At 51.0% G+C, this 17,818-nt stretch carries 16 protein-coding genes; 4 read left to right on the forward strand and 12 right to left on the reverse strand.

Going from position 1 to position 17,818, the window contains the following annotated elements; genetic code table 11:
* Positions 1 to 18 precede the first annotated feature (18 nt).
* The 8 genes from MKX76_RS10455 to MKX76_RS10490 form a co-directional block, all read right to left on the reverse strand.
* Positions 19 to 891, reverse strand: coding sequence for a sugar phosphate isomerase/epimerase family protein (locus tag MKX76_RS10455; protein ID WP_341033710.1), 873 nt, complete (start codon positions 889 to 891; stop codon positions 19 to 21).
* 32 nt (positions 892 to 923) lie between these two features.
* Complete coding sequence (locus MKX76_RS10460; protein ID WP_341033711.1) at positions 924 to 1,811, reverse strand: DUF6528 family protein; 888 nt, start codon at positions 1,809 to 1,811, stop codon at positions 924 to 926.
* Positions 1,808 to 3,436, reverse strand: coding sequence for a hypothetical protein (locus MKX76_RS10465; protein ID WP_341033712.1), 1,629 nt, complete (start codon positions 3,434 to 3,436; stop codon positions 1,808 to 1,810). Before MKX76_RS10465 ends, MKX76_RS10460 begins: the two co-directional genes overlap by 4 nt.
* Before the next feature lie 36 nt (positions 3,437 to 3,472).
* The gene (locus MKX76_RS10470; RefSeq protein WP_341033714.1) at positions 3,473 to 4,348 is read right to left on the reverse strand and encodes a carbohydrate ABC transporter permease; all 876 of its coding nucleotides are present in this window, start codon (positions 4,346 to 4,348) and stop codon (positions 3,473 to 3,475) included.
* 51 nt (positions 4,349 to 4,399) lie between these two features.
* Entirely contained in the window at positions 4,400 to 5,317 is a 918-nt protein-coding gene (locus tag MKX76_RS10475; RefSeq protein ID WP_028405527.1) for an ABC transporter permease, read from the reverse strand.
* Between the two features lie 209 nt (positions 5,318 to 5,526).
* Positions 5,527 to 6,300 (reverse strand): response regulator transcription factor, encoded by a 774-nt coding sequence (locus MKX76_RS10480; protein WP_341033716.1) that lies wholly within the window; start codon positions 6,298 to 6,300, stop codon positions 5,527 to 5,529.
* Positions 6,290 to 8,095 carry a cache domain-containing sensor histidine kinase gene (locus MKX76_RS10485; RefSeq protein WP_341033718.1) on the reverse strand — a complete coding sequence of 602 codons (1,806 nt, stop codon included), beginning with the start codon at positions 8,093 to 8,095 and terminating at the stop codon, positions 6,290 to 6,292. Before MKX76_RS10485 ends, MKX76_RS10480 begins: the two co-directional genes overlap by 11 nt.
* A gap of 231 nt (positions 8,096 to 8,326) precedes the next feature.
* Positions 8,327 to 8,770, reverse strand: a complete 444-nt coding sequence (locus MKX76_RS10490) for a GNAT family N-acetyltransferase (RefSeq protein ID WP_341033719.1) — start codon at positions 8,768 to 8,770, stop codon at positions 8,327 to 8,329.
* Positions 8,771 to 9,071: 301 nt separating this feature from the next.
* Here MKX76_RS10490 and MKX76_RS10495 point away from each other — a divergent pair, with 301 nt between their 5' ends.
* From MKX76_RS10495 to mraY, 3 genes are all read left to right on the forward strand, one after another.
* Positions 9,072 to 11,024, forward strand: a complete 1,953-nt coding sequence (locus MKX76_RS10495; protein ID WP_341033720.1) for a translation factor GTPase family protein — start codon at positions 9,072 to 9,074, stop codon at positions 11,022 to 11,024.
* Between the two features lie 248 nt (positions 11,025 to 11,272).
* A complete protein-coding gene (locus MKX76_RS10500; RefSeq protein ID WP_007130364.1) occupies positions 11,273 to 12,142 on the forward strand; it encodes a cation diffusion facilitator family transporter in 870 nt (289 codons plus the stop codon).
* 338 nt (positions 12,143 to 12,480) lie between these two features.
* Positions 12,481 to 13,431 (forward strand): phospho-N-acetylmuramoyl-pentapeptide-transferase, encoded by a 951-nt coding sequence (gene mraY, locus MKX76_RS10505; RefSeq protein WP_028405522.1) that lies wholly within the window; start codon positions 12,481 to 12,483, stop codon positions 13,429 to 13,431.
* Positions 13,432 to 13,438: 7 nt separating this feature from the next.
* Here the strand turns inward: mraY and MKX76_RS10510 are convergent, their stop codons facing one another.
* Positions 13,439 to 14,380 (reverse strand): aminoglycoside phosphotransferase family protein, encoded by a 942-nt coding sequence (locus MKX76_RS10510; protein WP_210095291.1) that lies wholly within the window; start codon positions 14,378 to 14,380, stop codon positions 13,439 to 13,441.
* A 229-nt stretch (positions 14,381 to 14,609) separates the two neighbouring features.
* On the opposite strand from MKX76_RS10510, the gene MKX76_RS10515 reads away from it, so the two are divergent.
* Positions 14,610 to 15,518 carry a phosphotransferase gene (locus MKX76_RS10515; RefSeq protein WP_341033722.1) on the forward strand — a complete coding sequence of 303 codons (909 nt, stop codon included), beginning with the start codon at positions 14,610 to 14,612 and terminating at the stop codon, positions 15,516 to 15,518.
* A gap of 159 nt (positions 15,519 to 15,677) precedes the next feature.
* On the opposite strand, the gene MKX76_RS10520 is transcribed toward MKX76_RS10515, so the two are convergent.
* The 3 genes from MKX76_RS10520 to MKX76_RS10530 form a co-directional block, all read right to left on the reverse strand.
* Entirely contained in the window at positions 15,678 to 16,085 is a 408-nt protein-coding gene (locus MKX76_RS10520) for a hypothetical protein (RefSeq protein ID WP_007130368.1), read from the reverse strand.
* A gap of 159 nt (positions 16,086 to 16,244) precedes the next feature.
* The gene (locus MKX76_RS10525) at positions 16,245 to 16,766 is read right to left on the reverse strand and encodes a VanZ family protein (RefSeq protein WP_144870112.1); all 522 of its coding nucleotides are present in this window, start codon (positions 16,764 to 16,766) and stop codon (positions 16,245 to 16,247) included.
* Entirely contained in the window at positions 16,766 to 17,686 is a 921-nt protein-coding gene (locus tag MKX76_RS10530) for a M15 family metallopeptidase (protein ID WP_445669842.1), read from the reverse strand. Before MKX76_RS10530 ends, MKX76_RS10525 begins: the two co-directional genes overlap by 1 nt.
* Positions 17,687 to 17,818: the final 132 nt, after the last annotated feature.

Here is a 17,818-nt window from a genome sequence, read left to right on the forward strand (position 1 = left end):
CTTCCTTTCATCATGTGTTCACGGAAGTTCGATTGCTTTCGGATAAGCAAGATCATAGCCTTCGATCAATCGTTCCCAGCAAGCTGCCACTTCCGAAGGAACAGGTCTGCGGACCTCGAACATAAACGGACCTTGGTAATCGTGCAGAACCAATGCTCGCAAAACCTCGTTCCACCGAATGGAGCCCATGCCCGGCATCCAGTGTCTTTCATCTCGACCGTCGCAATCCGACATATGGACCGTGAAGATGCGTTCGCCCTGTTCTCTGATGAAGCATTCCGGGGCTTCCAGCAGAAGATGGTTGACATCACAACATATGCCGAGCCGAGGATCCGCTGCAAGCAGACTTGCGATCTCCCGGCCCGAATTCCCGAGGCACGTGCGCGGCAAGCATTCAACTGCGATCCGTATGCCGAGCGCTTCCGCTTCATCTGCCAGCACCGATAATGCCCTCCTGCACACTTCCAGCCGTTGCGGACGTTCCTCATCCGTAATTGGCTCCCAGCTTGGATGGAGTACAACCATGGGAATGCCCCATTCATGGGCAAGCTGCATCAACCGGCATAATAAGCGGGAAGCCTCGACAGAAGCCGCTTCGCTGACGGCCGATATATCGAAGGCGGGGCCATAAGGCAGATGCAGCGTCCAAATGCTGATTCCAAGCTCTCGACTATTCTCGATCCAAAATCTGCAGGTCCGCTCATTCACCGGATTGAACAGATCGAAGGCATCGTTTCGCCAAGCCAGCTCGATAACCTTAATGCCGGCTTGATGAACAGCTTCAATATCGACATGACCATCGGCCCAATCATTTAACGAGAGCGATGTTCCAAGCGGCCACCTGGAAGGATGATCCGATAGGACAGACCGCTGCTTCTTTAGTGAAGTCATGCTCCAGCCTCCTTATTGTGATCATAGACGGGCTAATATCCCGGGGCCCAAATCCTAGCCTTGTATATCGCTGTCCCTTTGCGGATCCGATTCGATGTCCCGTGTAAGCGGATCTCGTCCGTCGTCCATTCATAAAGTCCTCCCGGTTTGGGCGCAGCAGAAACGATTACGCCAGAAGGTTGATTGCCGATGCTCTTCACATCATGCCAATCCACAAACGGGCAATCCGCATATTCACTCACAAACCGACCGGATGATATGACGTACTGGTAGACATGCGAAACCGTAGTGATCCACAAGCGATCGTCGTTTCCCCACACGGGCTGGAGATCATGGCCGTACCTGCTTGGCAGGGGAACCCGATCGTCCACCGCGATCTCCGGTTGATCATCTGTTCCTTCGAGACGGAGGGCTACCAAATCATGATCGCCTAGAGCCCATAATACATTTCGGCGAGAATCCCAATGCAAACCATGCGAACCAGGAAGCGGAAGCTCGGCATAAACTTGATCTGTTAGCCCTTGGGAAGAAGCATAGATCCTGACCCAACCGCCTGTACTGGCCGCCACAGCCAGATTCCCGTTAGGAAGCAGCTCGGCCGAGTGAGGATTGCCGCCTACGCAGGCCCCCCATATGAGGGATTCTCCTCCGGGATAAGGAACGATCGCTGCAAGCCCGCAAGAATCCGTAACGATCATGCACTGCCCCCCGCGAATCGGATCATGCCGAAGCTTGGCTTCAGTCGGCAGCCCCCATGCCGGAAGGAGCTCGCTGAATCCGTCCACGTCTAAGAGAGACCAGGACCATATCAATGATTCGTCCATGTTCCAATCGGGCGCTGTCGGGGCGAAAACCAGGATTCGATGGCTTTTCTGGTCTGTGCAGGCAATCGGATAATCCATGCTCTGACTGTCGCTCATTTGTCGAGCCCCTGCTCTCGCACAGCTTCATTTACTTCCTGTATAGACTGTGACAAGCCTTTGTTCTCGTAACCTGCCACAATGCTCTCCCACATCGCTACCGGGTCCTCCTTGGATAGCATGACCCTAGTCAAATCCTCCGTCGGATTTATGGCGCTCAGCTTCGATTTGGCCGGGGTATACAGCAGTTCCAGCTGATAATTGGTCGGCACGGGGACATGCTCGGCGATTCGCTGCTTCAGTCCTTCCCTCGACATCCTCGACAGCTTCTCTCCATATGCAATATTGTTGACTTCACTCTCTACGAATTCGAGCTCTTGTCCCCAAGCCGCGAGCGAACCAAACAGGTTGAAGGACGGATACAAGCTGCCAATCGTTTTAAATTCGCCCTCTTCATTCTTCTCTCGCGTAATCGTGATCTTCTCGCCTTCTATGGTATAGTCCTTCCCTTCAATTCCGTACTGTTTATCTCTGATAAATTCGTCAGAGAGCAGATAATCGTATATTTGCAGGATTCTGTCCATCTTCTCGTCGTTCACTCGAGCACTGAAATAGCTTTCCGACCAGAACGTAACGGCCGTATAGCGGTATCGGTTTCCGTCATCCGATTGCCATGTCACCGGAATGATGTGGGCAATATCCTCAAACTTTGTGTCCTTGTTATATTTGCTCCATGCCGCATTGAGCTTGGCTAAACCGTTCGGAGTAGCCTGCATGGAGATCGCGCCCACTTTACCCTGGCCGAATTTTTCAATCCCGTCGTTTGTTTTCATAATGGCAAAATCCGGATCGATCGCGCCTTCCGTAAAGAGCTGGCGCATCTGCTTGACGACCGTCTTCATCTTATCGGAGGCATAGTAAGGGATATACGTTCCATTCTCCTTCACCCACGAGCTGTTCAGCAGGTGTGGAAAGGTGCCTCCGGCAATGGGAGCCAGCATCGCAGCCGACCGGAAGGTAAGACCAACCGTATCGTTCTTGCCATTTCCGTCCGGGTCATCCTTGGCGAAAGCCTTCAGCATATTCAAATAATCATCGTAGGTAACGGGATCCGCAATCCCTAACTTCTCCATCCAATCCTTGCGGACGATCAAGGAACGTTCCATCGCCCATGTATCATAATCCCGGTACGTCAGGCGCGGAATCATATAGGCCTTCCCGTCCACACGAAGCGACTTGGTTTCGTCGAGCGAAAGCACCTTGGCTACATTCGGATAGGGACTGAGATCGTCTGGAAGTGCGCGAATGATCCCTTGTTTAATCCAGGAATAATACGTCTCCGAGTTAATGATATCGTGACTGAACACATCGGGGAGCTCGCCGGAGGCGCTCCAGAGCTGGTATTTTTCCTTGTAATCCGAATAGCTGATCACTTTGTCAACGAAACGGACATTAAATTTGCTTTCGAGCTGCTTCAAATATTCGTCTGTTTCACGGTTCGGAAAGGCGAGCCCGATGTTAAAAAAAGAGACCGATATATCCAGCTTCTTCCCGTTCTTCCCTCCCCCGGATCCACCTTCTCCAGCATCGCTATTGCCTGCCTTCCCGGTGCAGCCTGTAATGACAAGTGCCAGGATCATGATCGCGATCAAAACGGATTTTCCTTGCCAGCGGACGCTTTGCATAGTAAAACCTCCCCCATCGATATTCGTGAATATGTGTCACTCTTTGATAGCACCCAATGTTACGCCTGCCGAAAAGTGTTTCTGCAGATATGGATACATCAGCATAATCGGCACCATGGTTATAATGACGCTTGCCATTTTGATCCCGTCGGGGTAGCCCTGATTGAGCTGCGACATCATGGCCGCGCCCATATCGTCCCTGGCCATCTTGGTTACGTCTGCCAGCATGTTCCTTAAGAACAGCTGCATGGGATGCTTATCGGTGTCAGTCATAAACAGCATCGCATTATACCATTCGTTCCATCTGGCGACCGCGTAAAACAAGGTAATCGCAGCAATCGTCGGCTTGGAAATCGGAATGACGATGCGAAAGAGGATATACAGATCATTCGCCCCATCGATCTTAGCGGACTCCTCGAGACTCGGCGGGATCGTGCGAAAGTGATTGATCATGACAATCAAGAAGAAGGTGCTGACTGCTACAGGGAATATCATGGCTCCATAGTGATTGATCAACTGAAGCCCCTTAATCGTCAAATAATATGGAATAAGTCCTCCCGAAAAGAGCATCGTAAATACGATGCCTGCCATCATAATGGAGCGGCCGGGCATGGATTTCTTGGACAAGGCATAAGCTCCGCATGTGGTCACCAGCATATTAACCGACGTTCCGAACACCGTGACAATGAGGGAGTTCAACAGCGCTTTCCCGACATAACTGCCGTCAAGCAGCATACGGTATGAGCTGAGATTAAAGCTGGTGGGAATTAAATAGAACTGCTGCTTAACGACCGACGCCGGATCGGCAAATGAAGTGATGAATACATTGTAAAAGGGCAGAATGGTCATGACGGCCATCAGCATAAGCAGGATGTGAATCATGTAATCGGCTCCATTCGCTTTCGGTTTCATTGGCGTCCTCCTTTCACCCGAAATACAAGCAGCAACGCAGCTTGGCATGCTTTAGTAGAGACCATCCTGGCCCAACCTCTTGGCCGCGCGGTTTGCCGCTACCAGCAGCGCAAGATTGATGATGGATTTAAACAAGCCGACGGCCGTTGACGTCCCATAGCTGTCGCCGACCGAAAAAGTCCTTCGGTAGACATAGGTATCGAGAATATCCGCTTTTTCATAAACAGCCGGGTTGTACAGATTAAAAATTTGGTCAAACCCGCTCCCACCGGAACTCATCGTATTGCCGATTTGCAGAATCAACAGGATCACAACCGTGCTCTTTAGAGACGGCCAGGTAATATATCGCATCTGGTGAAACCGATTGGCTCCATCGATGCTGGCCGCTTCGTAGAGTGACGGATTAATCCCGGCGATGGCCGCCAAATAAATGATCGTCCCCCACCCCATATCCTTCCAAATGCTGCTGCCGAACAAAAGACCGCGAAATGATTCGGGGTCTACCAGCAGGCTGACTTTTTCAAACCCCAACATGTCCAGCAATTGATTCAGTACGCCGAACGAGCCTAGAAAATTAACGAGAATTCCGCTAACGATAACCCAAGATAAAAAGTGCGGAAACGTGTACACAACCTGATAAAATTTCTTTAGTCTGGCCGTTCGGACTTCATTCAGAAGCAGTGCAACTACAATCGGTACGGGAAATTCAAAGATCAGCCGGCCAAGTGCAATGATGACCGTGTTTCGGAAGGCCGTCCAAAAGTCATCCAATAAAAAGATCTCCTGAAAATTGGCCAGTCCAATCCATTCGCTGCCCCATACGCCCTCGGCGAAATTAAATTCCTTGAAGGCAAGCTGCAGGCCATACAGCGGGACATACTCGAACAGGATGTAGAACACTAGCAGCGGAAACACGAGCAAGTACATGTATTTATGCTCCACCATCCGCGCCCATAAGCTTTTCTCCATCGCATCTGCCCTCTCTTTCATGGCGTTATCTTTTAATGCTCCAAGTATACGGTGCGCTGAAGGTAAACCATATGTACGATCCTCAGATATGCTATGTACTTTTCTAACATCATTCGCTCAAAGCCTTGCGTGTCAAATCCGCTTCAGTCGCACGAAAAAGCCCCGGACACACTAGGTGTTCCGAGGCATTCAGCGGGGCTGATCCGAATCTATGGTTTTGTCGATGCATCTATGGAACGGTACTCGGTCGGCGTCAAGCCCGTGTGCCGTTTAAACATTTTTGCGAAATAGAAATAGTCTTTGTACCCGGCCTGTTCCGCCACCTCTCGGACGGATAAGCGACTGTTGAGCAATAAGCTGCAAGCGTGCTCCATTCGGATATCGTTTAGAAACTTCGTGAAATTGACCCCGAATTCCCGTTTAAACAGCGAACTTAAATAGTTCGGATGGAGAAAGAACTGTCTGGAAGTATCCTGAACCGTTAGAGGCTCCCGGAAATTCCCGCGAATGTACTGCTCAATCGAGCGCAGTGTATCGTCCCCCGGGCGCGAATCTGCCGTATCCGTAATCGCGTCAGATGGCCGAATGGCTTCGGGCTGCTTTTCGCGTTTCAGACGATTCTTCAAACCCTGCAGCACTTCGGATATTTCTTCGTTACGAAATGGTTTAAGGATATATCCGCCAGCCCCGTAATGCATGGCTTGCCTGGCGTACTCAAACTCCGCGTATCCGCTGGCGACCACGCAACAGACCCCGGTCTCTTCTTCATACAGCTTCTGGATCAATTCGATTCCGTTCATGCCCGGCATCCGGATATCAATGAACGCAACATCCGGTCGATGGTGCTTCATCTGCCGGTAAGCATCCAGTCCGTTGCTGGATTGCCCCACAATTTCAAAACCGTGGGACGGCCAGTCAAGCATTCGCTTCAAGCTTTCCAAGATCCAGGGTTCGTCATCTGCAAGCCAAACCTTATACTGCATTTGTCATTCCTCCATGCGGAAGCTTGATAACTACTCTGGTTCCGTTTGACGGTTCGCTATCGACTGTTACGATGCCATACGCCGGCCCATAGGCATATCGGATTCGGTTGTTTACGTTTAACATGCCGATAAATTTTGTATCCGAGGTCAGGTCCGGGCCAGACTTGTCCTCTAAATGAGCACGGATTTCATCCAGCTGGGCAGGCTCCATGCCTACACCATCGTCTTGCACCCATATCAGCATGCTGCTGCCCTCAATCCGGCTTCCTACCGTTAGGAGGCATCGCTCAAGGCTCGGTTCGATTCCATGGAACACCGCATTCTCCACAAGCGGTTGCAAAATCATCTTGATGACCGAAACCCGCAAGCTTCGTTCATCCACATCATACACAACGTCAAACCGATCCTGGAATCGAATCTGTTGAATCCGGATATAGGCATTAACGATCGCAAGCTCCTCCTTGAGCCGTACTTCGTCCCCGCCTTTAATGCTGTAACGGAAGATGAGTCCAAGAGAATCCGTCATTTCCCGAATCTCGGGAACGTTCTTCACATATGCGATTCCTTTAATGGTTTCGAGCGTATTGTAAAGAAAATGGGGATTGATCTGATTCTTTAAAAATTGCAGCTCCGCTTGCTTCCTAAGAAGCTTCAGCTCATAAATATATGTTTTTGAATCGACAAGCTTCGCAGCCAGATCGTCGATCTCATCGAGCAGTGTATTGAACTGCCTGGCCATGATGCTAATCTCCGCATACCCGTCAAGCGATACACGTTTGTTCGGATTATCTAATCCTTGCGATCGCAGGCCGCTGATAATTTTCATGAAAGCGCGGATCGGGTTAAGGATGTTGCGGCTTATAGCGGTGTAAAAGGCATATAAGATTACGATGGACAACGAAAAGATGCCAAGAACAAGGGTCAGCATATCCTTCAATCCGCTGAATAGCTCACCTGTTTCGAACACGCTTACGATACTTCCGTCGATCGCCGGCACCGGCCTGGCATGCAGGATAAAATCTCCCTCTTCGTTCTGAAACTTAACGGGCTCGCCCTCCTTGACTTGAAGCGCACGAGCAGCATCCTCTGCCATTCCGCCAACCGATTGGCCGATGCTTGGAGCGTCGTTACTTGTCACTACGATTCCGTTACGGTCCAGTACATAAAATTTCCCGGCAAGATGGGTCGACATCGAGCCGAGCTGGGGTGCGATCGCATCGGCCTCCAGAACGATGACGGCATAACCGATTTTTTTCCCGATTGTCACAACGTTTTTCTTATCATACACAGGCGTACCCACATACACCACATTCTTCGTCGGACTTGAGAGCTTATAGTGATAAAGTCCTGAATAATAGGCGTTGGTCTGGTCGGGAATATCGTCAAAAGGAATATAATCCTTGCAGTTTACGCAATTATAGAAGCCTCCCCCTACCGTAGAGAGGAGCACGATTCTATCGATCCCCTGTTTCATGGACTGAAGATTAACAAGAAGTGCTTCAACTGCTCCCTTCAATTCGAACTGAGCCAGGCGCTCGCGCTCCATCAAAAATCGCTGAATCGTCTCATTATAAGCGATATTAGGCAAAATGCGGTTAATGGAGTCCGCGTTGTCCGCGATATTTTTCTGAATCGTTGATATCAGCTCCAGGGTATATTCGCTGTTCCGTTTGTAGGTGATTCCCCGCATTTGGTCATAACTCCACAGAAAAGTCCCGAACAATAACAGCAGCATCGCCCCACCGATGGTAAGCAGCTGAACGCGGATGGAATACTTCCGGAGTATAGTGATCACGAACGCTCCTCCGTTCTATGAAAGTTATCAATCTGCAAGCGGAGTCACCCCCGCTACGGACCACGGAACATATCCCTCTTCTAACTCCGTATTCTAGCACAAGATGATTCGGTGCCATATATATCATGAGGTTCATCTTCTTATGCGCTGAAACCGCCATCTGAAAGGGGAACGATTGCCTGTTGTTCATATCGATCCATTGGAAGACTCAGGGTCCATACGAACGTTTCCTTAGCCGGCAAATGTATATTTTGCCATCATATCCCCCCAAGGTGCGATCCCCGCTTTCCGAAAACCGGTCTGGAGATATAATCTCTCCGCCCGCTCATTCTCTTTCTTATAACAAAGCATCACATGCTTCGTCTGATCAGGCGCACTGCGGATCTCTTCGAGCACTAGCCGCAGGGCCGGCTTCGCATAATGCAGCCCCTGATAATGCTCATCGATCATGAACCTGTAAATCCAATAGTTATCATCGTAGGTATGAATCCCGTACATGACAAAGCCGATCATGTCCTCATCATGATAAATGGCCCTTGTTCGGAATCCCTCCATAAACTGCGCCTCCGCGATAGAGTAAAGGTTGGGGGCAATCCACTTTGCTTGCTCAGCCTTCGGCTTGAGGCGAATGCAATCCTCCCAGTTGTTTTTATTGATCGCATGAAGTGAAATCATACGCAAGACTCCTTTTTATCTGGTGTATGGGTCTATCCTAATCCAAACCGGGAAGCCGTTCACGGTATTAATCAGATATAACTGAATAATTCACCTGGAAACCCCAACATCGGAGGATGAAGCGTCAGGAGCAAGAGAATGATTCATTATAAATGTTCTCGGCATATGCCAGAGTACGGCTGGGTGGATAAACTATTAGTAACTTTATTGAATATGGAGGCGGTATTGATGCGGCAACTGAAACAGAATACGCAATCGAAAGGAACGATCTCAATGAATATAATAATGAGGGCTGCTATATATGAAGAACATATTGAATATCGGGGTGTTGGCCCATGTTGATGCCGGCAAAACGACATTAACCGAACAGATTCTCTTTAAGACAGGCGTGATCAATCGAGCCGGCTCGGTTGATCAGGGCAATACAACGACCGATTCGCTTGAGATTGAGCGCCGGCGGGGAATTACGGTCAAATCCGCGGCAGTCTCGTTTATGCTGGGAGAATTGAAGGTCAATTTGATCGACACGCCTGGTCATGCGGATTTTATATCGGAAGTCGAGCATTCGTTAAGCGTTCTGGACGGCGTTATCCTGGTTATTTCTGCCGTTGAAGGCGTGCAGGCACAAACAAGGGTACTGATGCAAACGTTGAAGGAACAGGGCATCCCGACCATTTTATTTATAAACAAGCTCGACCGGATGGGGGCGGACTACCGCAAAGTCTGCAGCATGATCCGTCAGCGGCTGAGCGGGAACGTTTGCGAGATGTCGGTCCCATCGGAGGAAGGTACGGCGTGGGCCACGGTCCGTCCCGCCGACCCACAAGAAGCTGGCTGGCTCGAGATTCTGGCTTCGAACAACGAGGATATGCTGCGGCATTATGCGCATGACATCCCTGTTTCTACGGTTCGATTGCAGGCGGAAATGCGCCAGCAGACCAAGAATGCTGCAGCTTATCCGCTATTTGCGGGATCCGCAGCCAGGGGCGTAGGGATCGAGCCCCTGCTGGAGGCATTACAGTCGTTCCTGCCTGTTCATACTCCCGTCGAGGACAGCGCCGATCCTTTATCCGGCCTTGCATTCAAGGTCATGAAGCAGGCAAATGGGGAGCGTCTTGTCTATCTCCGGCTGTTCGCCGGAAGCATCCGGAAGCGGGAGCGAATACCGGTCGTTTCGAAAGACGGGCACACAACGTATATGAAGGTAAAACAGCTGTTTTGCCTGATGCATGGAGCCATCGTGCCAACGGACGGCGTCTATGCCGGGGACATCGCGGTGCTGGGCGGCGTGGATGTGAAGGTTGGCGACGTGATCGGCGTTGTATCCGATCGGATGAAGTCCTTCCGCTTTGAACGCCCCCCGATCCAGGTCAAGGTATCCGCTATGGATTCAAAGGATGCTCCTATCCTGCATCTCGCATTGAGCGACCTCACCATGGAGGACCCTTTCCTGCAATATGCGCGCGATTCAAGAACGCAAGAAAGCTTCATTCACGTATTCGGCAAGGTCCAGCAGGAAATCCTGCTTGAAATCATACGGGAGCAGTACGGCATCGAAGCCGTCTTCTCCGCTCCAAAAGTGATTTGTTTGGAGAAGCCGGTTTCTATCGGAGCGGCCGTGGAGCGGATGGGAGAGCCTCAGAACCCCTTCTATGCAACCGTCGGTTTCCGGGTGGAGCCGGGAATCGACGGATCGGGATTGCAATACCGATTGGAGGTCGAGCTTGGCTCCCTTCCGCTGTCCTTTCAGAAAGCGATCAAAGATACCGTGTTCGAGGTCCTGCAGGAAGGGCTCTTTGGATGGTCCGTCACGGATATTGTCGTAACGTTAACTCATACCGGCTATGCAAGTCCCGTCTCGACGGCCAAGGATTTCCGGAGTCTGACGCCGCTCGTGCTGATGAAGGCCTTGAACGAGGCTGGAACGAATGTCTATGAACCGGTGAACAAGCTTCAATTCATCGTACCGGAATTTAGCTTGAGCAAGGTGTTATCGTCCCTGGGTGCATTAGAAGGAACCTTCGAGGAGCCGCGGTTTGTGAACGGCATCGTCCACATCAACGGAACGATCCCTGTTCGCACCTCTGACCAGCTCAAAGCCGAGGTTCATGCCTTGACGAGCGGCGAAGGTCTGCTGACCATCAGGCCCGGGGGCCACGTTCGTGTTCGCGGCAATATTCCGGAGAACAGCCGCAAGCAGGTAAACCCGCTTCATCGCGGGGAGTATATGCTCTACTTGAACAACATCATGTGACCGGACCCTAATCCGTCCTTCGCGAGTTGTTCGGCCGTCCGTGGCGAGCTTCGAGCAGCTGCTGTCTATGAGGCGCGCAAACCGGCGGCTATGATTTCCCCTCTCTATTTTTCTTAGTCCGGTGCAACTCTTTTTGCCTCTCGTCACTTATTAAGTGATAGGAAACAACGTTGCTCTAGACCCACCCGTCATCGCCTTGATAATATAGTCAAGTATTGTTTGAGGGATGCGGAAGGAGTCGGCTAGATGTGGAACAACAGCGTTACGAAGATTTGAAAACAGGTGAAAAGGGCGCCATTATCAGTATAATTGCTTATCTGTGCTTATCTGCGATTAAACTCGTAATAGGTTATGCCGGGAACTCCGAAGCCCTAAGGGCGGACGGATTGAATAATGCAACAGACATCGTTGCCTCGATTGCGGTGCTGATCGGGCTCCGCTTATCGCAGAAGCCAGCGGATCAAGACCATCCGTACGGACATTGGAAGGCCGAAACGGTCGCTTCCTTAATGGCCTCCTTCATCATGATGGCGGTCGGTATACAGGTGCTCTTTGGGGCGGTTTCTTCTATATTTGAAGGCAAGCATGAGGCGCCTGACCTGATCTCTGCGTGGACCGGAGCATTCTGCGCCATTGTGATGTACTTTGTCTATCGGTACAATAAGCGCCTCGCCGCCAAAATCAACAGCCAAGCGGTCATGGCTGCAGCCAAGGACAACCTGTCGGATGCTTGGGTGAGCATCGGCACCGTTGTCGGTATTGTCGGCGCCGCTCTCGGCTTGCCTTGGCTCGATCCGGTGACGGCCGTGCTTGTCGGCTTCCTGATCTGCAAGACGGCATGGGATATTTTTCGCGATGCCTCCCACCACTTAACCGATGGTTTCGATGAGGATAAGATCAGCGCCTTCCGAAAAACGGTGCAGCGCGTTCAGGGCGTTAAAGGCGTTAAAAACATCCGCGCCAGGAATTACGGCAGTAACGCCGTGGTCGATGTCGTCATTCTCGTGAAATCCAATATGGACATTCGGGTTGCTCATGATATCGCCGATGAGGTGGAGCATGCATTAAAGCTCTCGCACGGCGTCTATGATGTTCATGTTCATATCGAGCCCAATTGAGAGGGAAAGTCAGCAGCGAACTTGTAAAAAGGGACGGCCGTCATCGAACGGCCGTCCCTTTTTCATGATCGCAAATTCACTTCCATCCATCCCTTGTCAGCCATGGAATGGATACCCGCCCCCTGCTTAGCCCCCAGCATCTCCGCGATAACGAAGGCGTCCTTCGAACCTGTCCGCACACATGCTCCGACTAAACGATGCGAAATTGTTTGCATGTTGGAAGCTTGGATTCCTGCTTTTATGCCTTCTAGTCCTTCAGCTTGGCATAATTGTCTATCACCAAGAAATACAATATAATCATATTGCATAATTTTTCTAAAGAAAGCGGTGCATAGGAAATGAGCAGTATGCTTGGTGTATCCGGACTTGCGTTCTTATTAGTAACCTTATTTACGCCGCTCCTCATCTGGGGGCTGCGCACATTGAAGCTGATGCAGCCGATCCGCACGGAGCTTCCTCCCGATCATCAAGCCAAGCGCGGAACGCCTCTCATGGCCGGTCTTATCCTCTTGATCGGAATCATCGTCTCTTTGCAATTTCATCCCGATCCGCTCATGATCTTCTTATGCTCGACCTTTCTTCTGTTCAGCTCGATCGGCTTCATGGATGATTTTAAAAAGGCTGTCTTTCAGGATCCCTCCGGCATATCCGGGCGGATGAAGCTGGTGTTTCAATTTCTGTTTACCGGCGGGCTGCTGCTCGTTCTATTCCGGTATTTCTCGCTCTCAAGCGATATCGAACTATTGGGCGGATATTCCCTGCAGCTGCCGATTGCCGCGTACGTGATTATCATGCTGCTCTTTATCGTCGGATCCGCCAATGCGATCAATTTTACAGACGGATTGGACGGGCTGCTGATCAACGTATCCATTCCCACTTATTTCTTCTTTTTTCTCATATCCGACAAGCCGGAGGTACAAGCATTCTCGCTTGTCATGATCGGCTGTCTTCTCGGTTTGCTGCTGTACAACATTTATCCTGCCAGAGCGTTCATGGGGGATACGGGATCGCTTGCCATCGGCGGCTCCCTTTCATTCCTGGCTGTTATCGAGAAGGTTGAAATTTTAATTCCGCTTCTATTTTTCGTTTATTTAGCCGAGCAGCTTTCAGTCATTCTGCAAGTCTGGTATTACAAGCGCACGAAGCTGAGATTATTCCGAATGACGCCCATCCATTTTCATTTCAGCTTGAAATACGGCTGGAGCGAGAACAAAATCGTTGTTATCTTCGGATTTGTATCATGGTTTATGGTGTTCACCAGCTGGCTGATTGCTCGTTATGTAATGTGAGTAATCTTCATATCTCGGCTTCGAACTCGAGCAGCTCTTTACGCAGACTGTCCAGCGTATTCCTGCGTTCTTCTTCGGCCTGTTCGTCATACAACAGCTGCTCCATGAATTCCCAAATATCTTCAAGCCGACGCCTGATTTGATAAAACCGCAGCGCATCTTCATCCATCTGGTAGCCGTTATGCCGGGAACGATAAATATGCATAAATTGCTCAAAATACGGCGTATCCGTCATAAACATCAGATCCGATTCCACCGGCGCTAATTTCATTCCTTCCCAGTCGAGAAGCACTAATTCATCCCCGCTCTGCATCAGATTCCAGTGGTGCAGGTCCATATGGCAGAGCGCCATGCGCAGATTGCGGCCTGCTAATCGCTCTGATAGCGTGCGAACCGTACGCATCCCTTTGACCAAGTGCGAACGAGCCGGGGCTATTGCTGCTTCCATATCATCCGGCAAGCCTTCTTGCATGCGATCCTCCAGCTTGCGCAGAAACGGAACCTCAAAGCTCTCGCGAATGCCTTGCGTAGAATACGGGATTTCCTCTCCCAGCAGGTGAAGCTCGCTGACGATTTCGGACAGCTGCTTGACCTGCTCTCCCGTCAATTCGTTCTCGCCAATCGTTTCGCCTTCAATATACTCAAACAGCAGATAGATCCCGTGTTCATCCTCACAGCGGTACTGGCCGTCCAGGGTTTGAACAGGCACCGGCACCTTTCCGCGAAAGGATTCCTGCTCCGAAAGCCACGCCAGGATCGGGATGTATTCCCGAATGGCCGCCGTCCATTTCGGCGTAGAGGCGCGGCTCTTCTCATATTGCTTAAGAAAATAGGCGCGGCGATCATCGCTCACTTTAAATGCCAATGCGGCCCAGCCGCCTTGCTGCGGCCTGACACCACTTATTTCGATGCCATAGTGATTTTTCATAATGGACTGAATCCGTTGCATCCTAACGTTTCCCCCTTTCATGAATTAGTATAACCTCCCCTGCTCCAATACGTCGATCCGTATTCCATGCCGGAATCCCGCCCTCCGTACCAGTTACACATTCAATCGCTTTTGGAATCTTACGCTGAATTGCAGACGAACGGATTTGGGCTTACAATGAATGAGCCATTTCCATTATGGATAAACCATTCAGTCCTTGAAGCTGCAGCCAATCAAAGGGGGTTATACCATGTGTGCAAATCCTTGGGATCCCGAGTGGGATGTATCCTCCGCACTCGTCCGGCGATTGCTGGACCGCCAGTTCCCGGAGCTCTCTGCTGAAACGGTTGAGCGGCTGGGCCATGGCTGGGATAATATCGTCTACCGCATCGGGTCCGACTATGTTTTCCGGTTTCCAAGAAGACGGGCCGCTGTGCCTCTCTTGCAAGCCGAAGCACGGATTCTGCCGAAGCTATCTGATTACATAACCGTACCTTATTCGAAACCGCTTTATTTTGGTAAGGAAAGCACGGACTATCCGGCACCTTTTCTGGGCTACACCCATGTACCCGGCGTGCTTCCAACCGGCTTAAGCGACGCTCAGCGCGCACGTTCCGCGCAGATTCTTGCGCAATTTCTAAAGTCTCTTCACGCGTTCCCCCTAGATACGGCCGAAGCGGAAGGGGTTCCGCATGATCAGCGAAATCTATCGGATATCGCAGGACGCAAAGAACGCATGCTGGGCTTTCTGCCGAAGCTGAGCCCGCATCTCGGAAGCGAAACGGCCGGCGAACTAGAGAGCTATATCCATACGATCACGCTCGGCCGGGCTTCCACGCAGAAAGCCCTGATTCACGGTGATCTGCATTATAAAAACATGCTGGTCGACGACACCGGGATCATATCCGGGATCATCGATTGGGGCGACGTTAATGTGGGGCATCCCGCATGCGACTTAAGCGTAGCCTATAGCTTCCTGCCCCCGTCTTCCCGGCCCGCCTTCTTTGAAACGTATGGTGAGGTCGACGATGAGACTCATGTCCTGGCACGCATGCTCGCTGTATTTATGCCGATGCTCATTTTGCTGCAGTCCATCGACGACCGGGATGAACGAAACAAGCTCGAGGCAACCCGGACCATTTTGCGTGCGCTCGCGTAAACAGCCCATTTACTTACCGCGTGCCTCTCCCGGCGCGAAGGTGTAATGATGACTGCTGCGCGATTATCGTGGACGCTCGGACGACAAACCATGCAGGCAAACAAGAAAGAAGCTTGATTCGATCAAGCTTCTTTCACATGGAGAATCCGTGGAACGACCTCAAATCTTCAACATATTGAGGAGAGGCATGATAGACTGGATCACATTCACGCCAAGCTTGATGTGAGGCAAGATATCCCCGATGAAGCCGAGAGGTCCCGGTCCGCCTCGGTTTTCGGCTTCGGCGGCAGCTCCGGCAGCAGCTGGAGAACCGCTGCTGAACGCGCCGGCACCGAATAAATCGCTGAATAATCCGGAAATTCGAGCACGTTCGCCGTTCTTGGCGATTCGGGCCGCCATCTGGTCATTAACCCGGAATCCCGACAGGGTGACTTCCTTGCCGTGCACCTTATTCAGTTCGCCGACATAACAGCTGCCGTCCTTCAGCACCACAACGACCGGGTGGCCGACCCATCGCTTGGCCGTTTCGGATCTGGATGTTGCACGTCTCTTCCGTCTTGAAGGCATCCTGCACTGTTCACCTCGCTCCCACTCTAGTAGTTACTACATCCTATGCCGGCTCCTGCTTTATTTCTTGTGCCTTTATAAGCGGGGTATGCGTATACTTTGAGAGCGAAGAATCGCGTAAATCTTCCGATTACGGTAAATGGCAGAGCTGCATGTTCCCTAGGTTGCAGGACGATTGGAAGCTCTCACGGTGCCTTGGTTGGATGAGTGATCGGTACATAGCAGCAGTATCAGCCAATAACCGAAATAACCGAGAAGTCCCCCGAAACCGTTGAGAATCAGATCATCCACATCAAAGCTCCCTAAGGAGAAGAGCAGCTGCGAGCATTCCAGCGCAAGACTGACAGCCAGAGAAGCGACCAAGGCTCCTACGGCTTTCCTTTTGGTCAGAAGCCCCAGGAATATGCCGTTCGGCATAAAAATGACCAGATTTCCCAGAAAATTAATCATATGATGCGGGTCCGAGATCCGCCGGATATTCAGTCGAATCGTTAGAAAAGGCGTGAAATTCGCCGACTCCAGCCCATTCTGTATCATATCGGGGTGCTGCATCGCGCGAGCCAGCTGTTTCAACAGAAACGATGCATCCACCGCGCCGAACTTAAACAGGATAACCTTGAGCAGTACATACAAATATCCGCAATACAGCAGCATTAACGTCCATTTGGGCAATGCCTTCATTATCGGTCACCCCCGCTTCGTTTCACCGTGACGATCACACCATCCATATTGCTGCCGGAGAGCTCATATTGGCTATTCTGAGGAAGCTCAATCACGGTGCCGCCGTTTGCAACGGGTACATAGCGAATATCGTATTGCTGTCCTTCGACGGTTGTCGAGTACGCTTTCTCCTTCTTCAAAAACATTAAGTATTCTTCTAACGTAAACCGCTTCTCTTCCATGATCAGACTGTGCGGCAAGCCGACATACCGGAAATGCCAAGGTTCATATTGGATCCCCGTAATTTCAGTCTTATCCTTCGGATACCTGAGAATAAAGCCATGCTTCCAGGCATGCTCCTGAAGCCATTTGCCTTCCGGCGATTGGTCAATCGGCATCTGGGTTGAGCCGATATCCATGGACAGGCCGAGATTATGCTCGCTGTAGCCGGCGGGCAGCGCATAGTCAGCCCCTTTTTCACGATACAGCTGCTCCTGTTCCTCCATGTCCCGATAGCCGCTGCTGAGCATGAAATGGACAACTCCATCCTCCGCGGCAGCTTCCATCATCCCGTTGAATTGCTCGGCTACTTGTCGTGACAGCCGGATCGAGTTGTCCAGCAGCACATACCCTTGCAAGAGCTCGGGGGTATCGTTCAGATTAACGATATCGGATGGTACTGCCCCGGCATCCAGCTTGAACTCCTTGTTTACCAGGACCAGATTACCTCGGCGAACTTGATCTTCTTCTACTAGAACGGTCTGCACCTCGGCATCCGGTTTTTGATTCGTCTGATTATCATCTTTTTTCTGCTTGGCTGGGTGAACACCGGAACCCTGACCCAAACCCTCGTTCCCGGCACTCCCCGTAGGGTGCGGTTCCTCGGTCGGTTCGCAGCCGGCCAGCATGAATACGATCAACAGCATGATCCATTTCTTCAACTTTAGCATCTCCCTCTGTCGTCATTAACTCCCTCAGCTTACGTGACAACTATTAAGAAAATAGCAGATGAAACCTAAAGATTTTCTTAAGAAGCGGTCGCCCACGATAAAAATATATCCCTTTGACAATCC

Source organism: Paenibacillus sp. FSL R5-0810 (assembly GCF_038002285.1).
In the GTDB taxonomy this organism is placed as follows: Bacteria; Bacillota; Bacilli; order Paenibacillales; family Paenibacillaceae; genus Paenibacillus_AQ; species Paenibacillus_AQ lactis.